The following is an 11,933-nucleotide window of genomic DNA, read 5'->3' as shown; positions in this document are numbered from 1 at the left end:
GGAAGCAAATCCAGTCACAGTACGTCCATGGCTGGACGCGCGCCCCCTGGGGAAAACATGACTGCTGGACGCGATCCCTTGGAAGCGGTCAAACAGACCATGCGAACGCGCTGGCCGCTGTACCTGACATCGATGCTGGCGGCGAACGCTTTCGGCGCGGTTCTGGTATGGGCGTTCATCCAGTACGGCCTGCCCGCCCCGGAGGGTGCGCCGTCCGGTATCCGGCGCACCGGCCTGCTGATCCCGGCCCTGGTCTTCCTGACCGGCGGCGTGCTCAGCGTGGTTGCTTCCGCTCTGATGTTGCGCCCGGTGATGCGCTGGCAGATGCGCGGCGGACCGCCCAGCCGGCAAGAGCAGATGGCCACGCTGCACGCCCCGCTGCGCCAGGCGATTGTGCATCTTGCGCTGTGGCTGATCGGCGGGGCCGTCCTCGCCGCGCAGATCATCGCCGACACCCCCGCGCTGGCCGGTGCGATCACCATTACCGAATGCATGGCCGCGACCATCGTCTTCGGCTTCACCTACATGCTGGGCGAACGCATCCTGCGTCCGGTCGCGGCGCAGGCCCTGGCCGAGGGGATCTTCGACCACACCCTGACCCCCGGCGTCGGCACCAGAATGGCCATGACCTGGGGCATGGGCACCTTCGCGCCCACCATCGCCATCGTGCTGCTGTGCGTCACCCAGATCTCCTCGGACGTGAAGTTCTCCGCTCAGTCCCTGGCCATTTCCATCCTGCTGTTGTGCGGCGTAGTGATCATGCAGGCGCTGGCGCTGTCCATGCTCGCCGGCGCCAGCATCTCCGACCCGGTGCGCCAGCTCAGTCAGGCGATCGATCAGGTGCAGGCCGGCGCGCGCGACGTGCAGGTCGAAGTTTTCGACGGCAGCGAGATCGGGCTGCTGCAGGTCGGCTTCAACCGGATGATGGAGGAGGCCGCCAAGCGCCGCCAGCTGCAAGAGCTGTTCGGCCAGCACGTCGGCGAGGACGTGGCCCAGCGGGCGCTGGACTACGGCACCGAACTCGGTGGCGAGACCCGGTTCGTCGCGGTGCTGTTCGTCGACATGGTCGGCTCGACGGCGACCGCGGCCGAGCGCCCGCCCACCGAGGTGGTGAGCCTGCTCAACGAGTTCTTCCGCATCGTGGTCGACGTGATCGACCGGCACCACGGTTTCGTCAACAAGTTCGTCGGCGATGAAGCGCTGGCCATCTTCGGCGCGCCGCTCGACCGCCCCGACGCGCCGACCGCGGCGCTGGCCGCCGCCCGAGAACTGCGCGAGACCCTGCGCGAAGTGCCCGGGCTCGATATCGGAATCGGTGTTTCGGCGGGCCTGGCCGTCGCGGGAAATATCGGGGCCGCGAACCGTTTCGAATACACCGTGATCGGAGACCCGGTCAACGAAGCCGCTCGGCTGACCGAACTGGCCAAAGAACGGCCCGGTCGGACACTCGCCTCGGGCAGCGCGCTGTATTTCGCCGAGGAAAGCGAGCAGGAGCAGTGGGAAACCGGCGACGAGGTGCAGCTGCGCGGCAGACGCAAGAAAACGCTCCTGGCCTGGCCACGGGCCGACGCGACCGCGGATATCGATGTCGCAACGGCGCGTTCGCTAGGCTGACCGCGTGACGGCCAACGGGGAACTCGCAGGAGAACCTGCGCCGCCGTCCACATCGGATTCCCGCCGCGGCAAATTCTGGTGGCTGAAATGGGTGCTCGGAGCCGCCCTGCTGGCCTTGCTGATCGCCGAGGGCGTGTATCTCTGGCCGCGCCTGCACGAGTCCTGGCGCAAACTCACCGACATTCACTGGGGGTGGCTCGCGGCCGCGATCTGGCTGCAGGCCGTTTCCATGAGCGGGTTCGCCAGGGTGCAGAAACAGCTGCTCAACGCCGGCGGCGTCGGCGTGAGCCAGCGGAAATCCGTCGCGGTCGTCTACGGCGCGACCGCGATGTCGGTCACCCTGCCCGCAGGCCAAGTGTTCTCCACCGCGTTCACCTATCGGCAGACCAGGCGCTGGGGCGCGAGTCCGATCGTCGCGTCCTGGCAGCTGGTGTTCTCCGGCGTGGTCGCCGCGGTGGGACTGGCGCTGCTCGGCGTCGGCGGCACGCTGCTGGTGGGCGGGAACATCGGCCCGCTGAAGCTGATCCTCTCGCTGGTCGCCGTCGTCGCGCTGGTGTGGGCGGGCAATCAGGTCTCGCGCAATCCCGGTTCGCTCGAAGCACTGCTGCGCAGACAGCTCGCGCTGGTCAACCGGCTGCGCAAACGCCCGCCGGACCAGGGCGCGAACAAGCTCGGCGACTTGATCGAGCAACTGGAGTCGGTGGATCTCGGCAAACGCGACGGCGCCCTGGTCGTGGTATGGGCGCTGGTCCACCGCTTCGCCGATGTGGCCTGTCTCGGTGCGGCCTGTTACGCGGTCGGCGCCGATCCGCGTACCGCGGGTCTGCTGCTCGCCTTCGCGGTCGGCAAGGCGGTCGGGTCCATCCCGTTCGCGCCCGGCGGCATCGTCTACGTCGACGCGACGCTGATCTATGGCCTCACTGTGGCCGCTGGCCTGCCCGCCGCGCAGGCGGTCGCCGCGGCGTTCGTCTACCGGGTGGTGAGCTTCCTGCTGGTCGCCATCGCCGGGTGGATCGTGTTCCTGTTCCTGTTCCGGACACCGCAGGCAGAAGACGCGCAGTTCGAGAAGGAATTCGAGCAGCGGCGGTTGTGAGCCGCTGTTGGTGGCCCCACTACGCTTGCCCGCGTGAGGAAACTGCTACCGCTGGTCACGGATGTGTTGCTCGTCATCGTCTTCTGCGCGATCGGCAGGCGCAGCCACGACGAAGCGGTGCTCGCCGGTCTCCTGCGGACCCTGTGGCCGTTCGCCACCGGACTCGCGGTGGGCTGGCTCGTCGTCGGGTTCAGTCGATGGTGGCGCCCGGCCGACGCCGGGGCGGGGTTGGACGGTGCCGGGGCGGGGTTCGATCGTGCCGGGGCGGGGTTCGACGGTGCCGGGGCGGGGTTCGACGGTACGGCCCTGTGGCCCTCCGGAGTCGTGGTGTGGGTCAGCACTCTCGTCGGCGGCATGCTGCTGCGCGTGGTCAGCGGTCAGGGGACCGCGGTCAGTTTCGTCCTGGTCGCCGGCGTGGTGCTCGCGCTGTTCCTGCTCGGCTGGCGCGCGGCGTTGCCGGCCGTGAGCCGATCACGGTTCCGGCGTCGCGAGCGCCTGTAGCATCCTGGCCGCCATCCGCGCGGTCGCATCCCCGCTGTCCACGTCTTTGATGTGGATGGCGAAGACCAGATCACCCATGGACCCGATCAACCAGCCGTCCCGGCCCGCGGTCGCGGCGAATGCGTTGACATCCCGGTAGCGGCGCACGCTCGCCAGGTCCGGTGCGTTCGTGGCGTCGCGCAGCATGCCACGCAGCCGATCGGTGGTCTCCGGCGACAGCGGTGTGAGGTGCGCATCGGTGGTGCTCGGCCGAGCGACCTCGATCATCGGCGGCGGCACCGAGCCGCGCGCGATCGTGGCCGCCGCGATCGCCATGCCGAATGGGCTGGCCAGCACCGCGTCCGAACCGCCGCCCTGGAGCACCTGCTCGGCGCTGCGGCCCGCGATGGCCAGCCGCCCGGTCACCTCGTCCAGACCGGGCACCTTGAAGTCGATGCCGACCCCGAGGGCAGTCGCCGCCTCGGCCGCGTCCTGCACCGAAACATCCTGCGGCGCTTTCTTTTTCGCTACCGCCGCGACCATGCGGAACAGGTCCATGGCGCCACCGACCGGATACAACCCGGTGAACGCCACCGGACCATGTTCACTGGCGTAGCTGTTGTCCGCGGCCGCGACCACGGCACCGCTGGACGGCTGGATCGCCACGATCGAGGCGGGTGTCCCCACGCTGACCACCGCGTCCTCGGCAGCGCGCTGCAAGCGCTGGTCCAGCGTGCCCGCGATATCCGGTCCCGGCGGACCCTGCTGGCCGGCGAGCTGCGTGATGAACCGCCCGTCCTGCTCGAAAAGCTGGACACCCCAGCCGGAGTGCGCCTCCTGGCTATCGTGCTGCACCTTGCGCAACGCATCCAGCATCGGCGACCAGACCCTGCGGTCGGCGGAGATCAACCGTGGCTGCTTCTCCATGACCACGCCGGGAATCGGCGCCATCCGCGGCTCCAGAATGGCGAAATCACCCTCGCGCAAGTTCACCGCGATGACCGGTTTGCCCTGCGAGGTGGCCAGCTGCTGCATCAGCGACGGTCCGGTGATCAGCGGCGCGACCGGCTCGATGGCCTTGGCCAAGGCGTCGGTCGAGGCGACTGGGTCGGGCATCTTCGCGGGGTCGAGCTTGATGACGTTGATGATCTGCTCGGTCATCAGCGGCTCACCGACGATGTCGTTGACCCGGGGGGCGGGCGACGGCAGGGTCTGCACCAACCGGACGCCGCGGTTGTGCGCCAGCTGCGGCATGACGATCGCGGGCTCCCAGGAGATCCGCCAACCGATGGCCAGCTTGCGCACGTTGCCCTGCAGGCTGTAGTTCCAGGTCTTCCGCTCGCCGAAGCTCCACTCGACGTCCATGCTGAAGATCGCCGACTGCGCGTCCAGACCGATGAACTGGGTCTTGCGGTAGTCGGCCTTACCGGGCTGGAGTCCAGCAAACATTTGCTTCAGCGTTGCTGAAGCCGCCGTGGGGTACGACGTCAGGTCCGCCGCTTTGGCGTAATCCTGGTCGTCGAGCAGATCGGTGAAGCGCTCTACGACTACCTCGGCTTCGCTCTGCTTCTCGTGTATCCCACACGACGCGATCGCGAGCGCGAGCGATGCCACCCCCATGAGTGCCATTGCGGCGCGAGCGCGAAAGCGGCGGGATCCCCACACGTCCATGTCGCCCACTCTTCACTCTTGTCACTCCAGTAACAAGACCACCGTACCCGAAAAAGACCAGACCGGGATGCCTCCGTAGCTCGGACGTTACCCATGCTCAGCATCCCAATTGTGCCCCGAGATATCGCATCTCGGGGGGCCTTCCATGATCATCGTCCAGCCGCACGGAGGCAACCGGCGCCGCTACCGTACCGACCCCCACGAAAACTTGCGCGGTTACTGCCGTACTGGACGTTTCGAATCAATAAATACCCCCTGGCGCCCCGGTCGAATCCGCCGACCCCCCTGTTCGCACAGAGCAAAACTCACCTGGTCATTTGCGGCGTAATCTTGTAATCAATGAAAGTGACGCACCACAGTAAGTAGGTGACCCACCATGAGAAACACCCACCGGGGCCGCGGTTTCGGACGGCCGGGCGGCTGGCAGCAGGCCGACCTGCCGGATCCGGCGGACGCGCCCGACTGGTTCGCCGGAAGATTGCCAAGCGACTGGTTCACCGGTGCGCCGGTGCTCGAGATCGACCGGGACGAGATCGTCGTCATCGGTGAGCTGCCGGTCCCGCAGCCGGCGAAGCCGCAGACCGACGATGCCGACGCGCAGACCGAGGAGGTGCCGCGCGCGACCAAAGAGGGCGCCGTGGCCCGGTTCCGTGAGTCCACCCGCCCGGCTCGCATGCAGATCGCGAACGAAGCGCAGCACCGCTACCAGCGCAGCGTCGCCTGGGGCGTGTCGGTGGACGGGGAGCGGATCATGTTCACCCACCTGGCCGTTCCCGTCATGACCCGGCTGCGCCAGCCGGAACGCAAGGTACTCGACACCCTGGTCGACGCGGGCGTGGCCCGTTCCCGCGCCGACGCGCTGGCCTGGACGGTGAAACTGGCGGGCAAGCACGCGGAAGCCTGGCTGGAGGAACTGCGCGGCGCGATGCGCAAGGTCGAGGATCTGCGTTCGGAAGGACCGCAGGGGCTGTAGCCTGCTCCGGCCGGGTCCGGCGGGCGCGGTATCTTGCCTGCATGGCTGCCACCGTCGGCGCGACGCCGGGCCCGATCCTCGTACTCAACGGCCCGAATCTGAACATGCTCGGCACCCGGCAACCGGAGGTGTATGGCTCGGCGACGTTGGCTGACGTCGTGGAATTGTGCAAGCGCACGGCGGCGCGGTTCGACCGGGAGATCGTGGCCTTCCAGTCCAATTCCGAGGGCGCGCTCATCGACCGTATCCATCAGTCGCGCGGCGCCGAGTCGGGCATCGTGATCAATCCCGGCGGACTCACCCATACGTCGGTGGCGCTGCGAGACGCGCTGGTGATCCCGGAACTCCCCATTGTCGAGGTGCACATCAGCAATGTGCACGCGCGTGAGGAGTTCCGGCATCATTCCTACATCTCCCCGATCGCCACCGCCGTCATCGCCGGAATGGGGATCCAGGGTTACGCCGCCGCTATCGAATTCCTGGCCCGCTCGGCCTGATTCGCGCATCCCGTCACTTGGCGAGCTGGAAGACCGGAAACCCGGGGGCGATGGCGGCGAGTTCCGCGTCCGTGGCGTCTTTGGTCACGCCTTCGAAGAATTTGCCTACCTCCCAGCCCCATTTCCGCAGGTAGAGCCGCAGCAGCGGCACCTTGTCGGCGTCGGCCACCTCGGTGGCGGTGAACGCCTCGACCTTGCGACCGAGCCGCAATTCGCCCCCGCCGGCTACCCGCAGATTGCGCACCCACTGCGTGTGACCGCGCGGCGCGACGAGAAAGCGCTCGCCGTCCTCGCGCACCAGCAGATTGACCATCGTGGTCCGCCACTCCCCGCTCTTACGTCCGCGCACCGCGAGCAGACGTGAACCCATCACACTGATCCCCAGCTTGGGCAGCAGGTTGAAGATCCGATTGAAGAACGCCTCCGGTCCGGCGGGGCCGATGTAGCGGGTGCTGTGGTCCATCTCAGATCCTCCATTGTGATCACTGCTCTCTATAGAGAGAAGTGTTCCACGCCGTGCATGGCCGAGTCAAGAGCACTGCTCTCTATTCTATTCGTGGTGGGCCGGGCCCGGCAGACAGCTCACCCAGCATCGCCGCCGACCAAGACTGTCGTCGCCTTCTCGGACCGGGCACAACCGTTCGATCGCGGCCACTGTGGCCATCGAGGCTCGGGTCGGCGAGTTAAATAAGCTGGTCGACCGCGATACGTGCGCCAACCCGTTCGAGCAGCGACGCCGCGTCGGCCATACAGCGTGCCGGGTCGGGTTCCAGCTCGGTCAGCGCATAACAGTCCGCGAAGCCTGCGGCACGAATCGCGGCGGGCTCGAGCAGCGTTCGCCCCACCACGGCGATCACCGGGACACCAGCTTCGCGCGCCGCCGCGCAGACACCAAGGGGAGCTTTGCCGTGCAAACTCTGTCGATCGAGCGAGCCTTCGCCGGTGACAACGAGGGTGGCGGTGGCCAGCAGGCCGGGGAATTCGAGGAGTTCGAGAACGACCTCGATGCCGCTGCGTACCCGCGCTCCCAGCACGGCGAGCGCGCCGAAACCGGTACCTCCCGCGGCGCCCGCGCCGGGCTGCTGCGCGGATTCGGGACCCGCGACGGACGCCCACGTGGCGAGCGCTGTTTCGAGCAGGTCCAACTCCGCCGGACCCGCGCCCTTCTGCGGCGCGTACACCGCGACCGCACCGGTCGGCCCGAGCAACGGATTGTCGACGTCGCAAGCCAGCGTGAACGTGGTGGCGGCGATCCTGGGGTGCATCGCGGAACGGTCCAGTTCGGCGGCGCGGGCCAAAACGGCTCCGCCCCTGGGCAATTCCTGCCCGTCGGCGTCCAGGATACGGGCGCCGAGAGCTTGCAGCATGCCCACGCCCGCGTCGGTGGAGGCGCTGCCGCCCAGACCGAGCACGATATCGGTCGCACCGTGGTCCATGGCATGGGCGAGGACGACGCCCAACCCGTACGTGCTCGCGCCGAGCGGATCGAGCCGCCCCTCGGGCAGCATCGCCAGACCCACCACGGCCGCCAGTTCGACGACAGCCCGCGTTTCGTGCCGGGCGTAGGCCACACGATGTGGTACGCCGGTCGGCCCCGGCGCTGTCAGCTCCACGCGCGTCCAGCCCGCGGCGACAAACGCCGCCACCGTGCCGTCACCGCCATCGGCGACCGGAACGAGGTGAGCGTCGGCATCCGGCGCTACTCGCGACAATCCCGTGGCCAGCGCCGACGCCACCTGCGGCGCCGAGAGCGATCCCTTGAACTTGTCCGGGGCGAGGATCACGCGAGGAGCGGATACCGGCGTCATTCCCACATTCTCCAGCGTCAGCAACAGGTAGCGCGATCCTGATCGAGGCCGTCCGACGAGGCCTGTTCACCCGCCGAATTTTTCGCGCCCGCTGCGCATTCCGATGAAGCGAGAACCAGCCCGGCAACCAACAGTATTCGGCGCAGACCGGCTGGGCAGCCGAGCCGACGGCCGGATTCGCCCGCTGAGCATAGGGTTTACCCCGATAGCAGTACACAGAGTAGCGTCGAGCCATGTCGACCGAGGTCAGCAACAACACCGCACTGGAACGCTTCGAGATCTATGTCGACGGCGCCATCGCCGGCTTTGCCGAATACCAGGACACGGCCTCCGAGCGCGCGTTCGTGCACACCGAGATCTATCCGCGGTACGAGGGGCAGGGCTACGCGCGGCTGTTGGTCGAGACCGCATTGAACAGCACCCGCGACGACAAGCTCGGCGCGTTGCCCATGTGCCGCACGGTTCACCACTTCATCGAGACCCGCCCCGAGTACCTCACGATGGTTCCGCATTGGGCACGCGACCGGCTGAACCTGCCACAGTGAGCGCGCGAACCAACGAGGCAGCCGAGCGCGCGAACGGCTCCTTGGCCGGCACCGGCGCACCCACCACACCCGCGAGAGACGCCGCGGCCGCCGACTTCCGGACGCCGAGAATCCAGCGACGACGACGGCCCGGCATCCGCGCAGACCGGTGACCGCGAGATACGCCGCAGCCGCCGACTTCCGGGCCGCCGAGAATCCAGCCACTACAGCCCGGCACCCGCGCAGACCTGCGACCGCGTCGCGCAGCGCACCTGGCCCGCGAACTCAGTAGGCCGCCACGGCTGCGTCGAGCGCGATCTGCAGGTCCTCGCGCACCAGTCGGGCGATATCACCGGGCCGGGCGGGCAGGTCGAGCACCGGGACACCGAAATAGAAGCGGGCCGACTTGGCCTGCTCCTTCGTCGGCGGCACAGCGGGGTCCTCGCGTGGTCCGTAGCTCAACCCCATGGACACCAGCACGGGCTCGGCGCCGAGCTTCATCGCGCGGAACGCGATGTGCCCGATGCCGCTGCCCACCGCCTGCACCCGCGTGGGGTCGACGTCGTTGCAGGTGCCCTCGGGGAACACCGCGATGCCGTCGCCGCGAGCCATCCGCTCCGCGCAGATGTCCATCATGCGCTGACCGGCCGCATTCACCGCGCGGATGCCGTGGTCCTTGCCGCGGAATACCGGGATGCCGCCCATCATGTCGATCTTGCGCCGCTGGTCGGGATCGACGAACAGTTCGTCCTTGGCCAGCACCCGCACTCGCCCGATCACCGGCCGCAGCCCGCTGCGCCACGCCGCCGCGGCGACGGTATAGGGATCGTTTTCCGACAGGTGATTGATCGCGATCAGCAGCGGCCGCCCCTGTTCGATCACCGCGCGCAGCGATTCGCGTGCCCCTTCGGCGTAGCTGACGCGGGGGTGGTAGCGGCGGCCGAGGATGGCGTAAGCCCCCCACGCCTTCAGCCGGTTCTGGCGATGATCTCGGTAGAAGTCGTACACGGTGTCGCAGTTCTCGAGGCGCACCTCGGGCGGTTCCATGACCTTGGACTCTACGACCTTGGACGCTACGAGGCCGCCGCGGCAGCGCAACGGGGCGCCCGCCCGCCCGCCGCGACCCATCCGGCAAATCCGGATGGCAGAAGTAGGCCGCAGCAGGCGCATTGCGAGCGAACAGCTGAGATGATGTCGGTGTGGCACGCGCAGAAGAACCGGATGATCGGAAGACTCGCGGCGAGCACGGCGACCGCAGGCGGCGCGATTTCCGGCCCGGCGAGCAGGTCGTCCGCGCCGGGACGCTGCTGGTCTCGGCCACGGAGTTGGTCGAGCCCACGTTCCGGCGCACCGTCATCTACATCATCGAACACAACGAGGCGGGCAGTCTCGGGGTCGTGCTCAACCGACCCAGCGATGCGGCGGTGCGTGACGTGCTGCCGAGCTGGGCGGATGCGGTCGCTGCCCCGCGCACGCTGTTCCTCGGCGGCCCGGTGAAACGGGACGCCGCGCTGTGCCTGGGCACGGTCCGGGTGGGCGCGCAGATCGATGAAGTGCCGGGGCTGCGCCGCATCGACGGCCGCGTCGTGCTGGTCGACCTGGACGCCGATCCCGAACGGATCGGCCCGTTGGTCGAGGGCATCCGGATCTTCGCGGGCTACGCCGGCTGGACCTTCGGCCAGCTGGAAGGGGAGCTGGCGAACAACGACTGGATCGTGCTGTCGGCGTTGCCGTCCGATCCGATCAGCACGGGCCGCCCGGACCTGTGGGCGCACGTGTTGCGCCGTCAGCCGCTGCCGCTGTCCCTGCTCGCGACACACCCGATTGAACTCGAACGCAACTGAGAACGTGTACTCCGCGAAAGGATCGAAGGAGACACGGGATGAGACACGACGATTGATCCGGCGAGCGCATGGGTGATTCATCGGGTGCGCCCACACACCGGCCCCGCAACACAAGCGGAGAGGTATCCAGTTGTGCGCAACGAAGCAGATCGGCCCGACGATCGGTCGGAGTTGATGCGGGCTCTCTATCGCGAACACGCCACTGCGCTGTGGCGGTACACGCTCGGCTTGGTCCGAGATCCAGGGCGAGCAGAGGACATCGTGCAGGAAACATTGCTGCGGGCATGGCAACGCCCGAATGTCTTGGATCAATCCACCATGTCGGCGCGGGCGTGGTTGTTCACGGTGGCGCGCAATATGGCCGTGGATGAGCATCGCAGCGCCCGCAGCAGGCGCGAGTTCCGCACCGACAGCCCGCCGGAACGGGCCGCCCCGGACCAGTCCGACCGCGCGCTGGACGGGTGGCTGGTCGCCGATGCCCTCGGCAGGCTCAGCGCTGACCATCGCGAGGTGATCGTGCGGGCCTTCTACCGCGGACTATCCACCCATCAGATCGCCGAGGAACTCGACGTCCCGGCGGGCACGGTGAAGTCCCGAATGCACTACGGCATGCGCGCGTTGCGACTGGCCTTACAGGAGATGGGGGTGACGAATCAATGACGGATATCACCGACGACTACACCACGTGGGACGCGCCGTACGTGCTCGGCTCCCTCACCCGCGGTGAGCGCCTGGAGTACGAGAACCACCTCGCGGGCTGCACCGAATGCCAGGCCGCGGTAGCCGAACTGGCGGGTCTGCCCGGCATGCTGGCCCTGGTCGAGACCGAGACCGCGCTCATGATGATCGCGCCCACCGCCGAGGACGTCACGGCCGAGCCGGTTGCGTCGATACCGCCACCTCCGCCGATGCCGCAACTGCCACCGACGCGCCTGGCCGACGCCGCCGAACGGCGCAACCGCCGCAGCCGGTGGACAACGGTCGGCGTGGCGGTGGCCGCCGCCGCGGCCGCGGTGGCGATCGCGGTGCCGGTCACCGTGCGGATGTCGGAATCGGTCGGGCCGAACGTGCCGGGGACCAGCGAGCATGCCTTCGTCGAACGCCCGATGGATCCGCTGGAGGCGACGCCGGTCTCCGCGAGTTTCAAGCTCTTTCCGGCAGGCGAACAGACCCGCCTCGTAATGACCTGCAGCTATCCGCCGGGTGAGCAGTTGCGCTACAACTGGGATCTCGCGCTGTACGTCACCCACACCAACGGTCAGCAGCAGAAACTCGATCAGTGGCCCGCCGGGCCCGGCACCGAGCTGACCATCGACCGGACCATCGACGGCCCACCCGACCAGGTCCGCTCGGTCGAGATCCGCGCCGCGAACACCGGAAAGGTACTGCTCCTCGGTACGGTCTGATGGATCGAAAGATTCCCGCCGGA

The 11,933-nt window shown here is 68.1% G+C and carries 13 protein-coding genes; 9 read left to right on the top strand and 4 right to left on the bottom strand.

Annotated features, from left to right (window positions below; all coding sequences use genetic code 11):
* Window positions 1–57: 57 nt before the first annotated feature.
* Genes ACT86A_RS08925 through ACT86A_RS08915 form a run of 3 tightly spaced genes read left to right on the top strand, consistent with a single transcriptional unit; the run spans window position 58 to window position 3,208 of the window.
* Entirely contained in the window at window positions 58–1,614 is a 1,557-nt protein-coding gene (locus tag ACT86A_RS08925; RefSeq protein WP_445091532.1) for an adenylate/guanylate cyclase domain-containing protein, read from the top strand.
* A 4-nt stretch (window positions 1,615–1,618) separates the two neighbouring features.
* Window positions 1,619–2,707: a lysylphosphatidylglycerol synthase transmembrane domain-containing protein gene (locus ACT86A_RS08920; RefSeq protein ID WP_445091531.1), complete on the top strand. Its 1,089-nt coding sequence runs from the start codon at window positions 1,619–1,621 to the stop codon at window positions 2,705–2,707.
* Between the two features lie 33 nt (window positions 2,708–2,740).
* Window positions 2,741–3,208 carry a DUF3054 domain-containing protein gene (locus tag ACT86A_RS08915; protein WP_445091530.1) on the top strand — a complete coding sequence of 156 codons (468 nt, stop codon included), beginning with the start codon at window positions 2,741–2,743 and terminating at the stop codon, window positions 3,206–3,208.
* On the opposite strand, the gene ACT86A_RS08910 is transcribed toward ACT86A_RS08915, so the two are convergent.
* Window positions 3,179–4,858: an NTF2-like N-terminal transpeptidase domain-containing protein gene (locus ACT86A_RS08910; RefSeq protein ID WP_445091529.1), complete on the bottom strand. Its 1,680-nt coding sequence runs from the start codon at window positions 4,856–4,858 to the stop codon at window positions 3,179–3,181. The genes ACT86A_RS08915 and ACT86A_RS08910 overlap by 30 nt on opposite strands.
* A gap of 376 nt (window positions 4,859–5,234) precedes the next feature.
* Here ACT86A_RS08910 and abmR point away from each other — a divergent pair, with 376 nt between their 5' ends.
* Together abmR and aroQ are read left to right on the top strand one after the other, a co-directional pair.
* The gene (abmR, locus tag ACT86A_RS08905; RefSeq protein WP_445091528.1) at window positions 5,235–5,831 is read left to right on the top strand and encodes an ATP-binding transcription factor AbmR; all 597 of its coding nucleotides are present in this window, start codon (window positions 5,235–5,237) and stop codon (window positions 5,829–5,831) included.
* Window positions 5,832–5,872: 41 nt separating this feature from the next.
* Window positions 5,873–6,328, top strand: a complete 456-nt coding sequence (aroQ, locus tag ACT86A_RS08900; RefSeq protein ID WP_445091527.1) for a type II 3-dehydroquinate dehydratase — start codon at window positions 5,873–5,875, stop codon at window positions 6,326–6,328.
* 13 nt (window positions 6,329–6,341) lie between these two features.
* On the opposite strand, the gene ACT86A_RS08895 is transcribed toward aroQ, so the two are convergent.
* Together ACT86A_RS08895 and ACT86A_RS08890 are read right to left on the bottom strand one after the other, a co-directional pair.
* Window positions 6,342–6,791, bottom strand: a complete 450-nt coding sequence (locus ACT86A_RS08895; RefSeq protein ID WP_445091526.1) for a nitroreductase family deazaflavin-dependent oxidoreductase — start codon at window positions 6,789–6,791, stop codon at window positions 6,342–6,344.
* 220 nt (window positions 6,792–7,011) lie between these two features.
* The gene (locus ACT86A_RS08890; protein WP_445091525.1) at window positions 7,012–8,136 is read right to left on the bottom strand and encodes a glycerate kinase; all 1,125 of its coding nucleotides are present in this window, start codon (window positions 8,134–8,136) and stop codon (window positions 7,012–7,014) included.
* Window positions 8,137–8,369: 233 nt separating this feature from the next.
* Here ACT86A_RS08890 and ACT86A_RS08885 point away from each other — a divergent pair, with 233 nt between their 5' ends.
* Window positions 8,370–8,681 (top strand): GNAT family N-acetyltransferase, encoded by a 312-nt coding sequence (locus ACT86A_RS08885; protein WP_445091524.1) that lies wholly within the window; start codon window positions 8,370–8,372, stop codon window positions 8,679–8,681.
* Window positions 8,682–8,945: 264 nt separating this feature from the next.
* Here the strand turns inward: ACT86A_RS08885 and ACT86A_RS08880 are convergent, their stop codons facing one another.
* A complete protein-coding gene (locus tag ACT86A_RS08880; protein ID WP_445091523.1) occupies window positions 8,946–9,707 on the bottom strand; it encodes a lysophospholipid acyltransferase family protein in 762 nt (253 codons plus the stop codon).
* 152 nt (window positions 9,708–9,859) lie between these two features.
* Here ACT86A_RS08880 and ACT86A_RS08875 point away from each other — a divergent pair, with 152 nt between their 5' ends.
* The 3 genes from ACT86A_RS08875 to ACT86A_RS08865 all read left to right on the top strand — a co-directional run bounded on the left by ACT86A_RS08875 (window position 9,860) and on the right by ACT86A_RS08865 (window position 11,910).
* Entirely contained in the window at window positions 9,860–10,504 is a 645-nt protein-coding gene (locus ACT86A_RS08875) for a YqgE/AlgH family protein (RefSeq protein WP_445091522.1), read from the top strand.
* Between the two features lie 132 nt (window positions 10,505–10,636).
* Window positions 10,637–11,164, top strand: coding sequence for a sigma-70 family RNA polymerase sigma factor (locus ACT86A_RS08870; protein ID WP_445091521.1), 528 nt, complete (start codon window positions 10,637–10,639; stop codon window positions 11,162–11,164).
* Window positions 11,161–11,910: an anti-sigma factor family protein gene (locus tag ACT86A_RS08865; protein WP_445091520.1), complete on the top strand. Its 750-nt coding sequence runs from the start codon at window positions 11,161–11,163 to the stop codon at window positions 11,908–11,910. Before ACT86A_RS08870 ends, ACT86A_RS08865 begins: the two co-directional genes overlap by 4 nt.
* The last annotated feature ends 23 nt before the right edge of the window (window positions 11,911–11,933 follow it).

The organism is Nocardia glycosmidis, assembly GCF_052545115.1.
The sequence above is the reverse complement of the archived record's forward strand: the minus strand, read 5'-3'. Positions and strand labels throughout refer to the sequence as shown.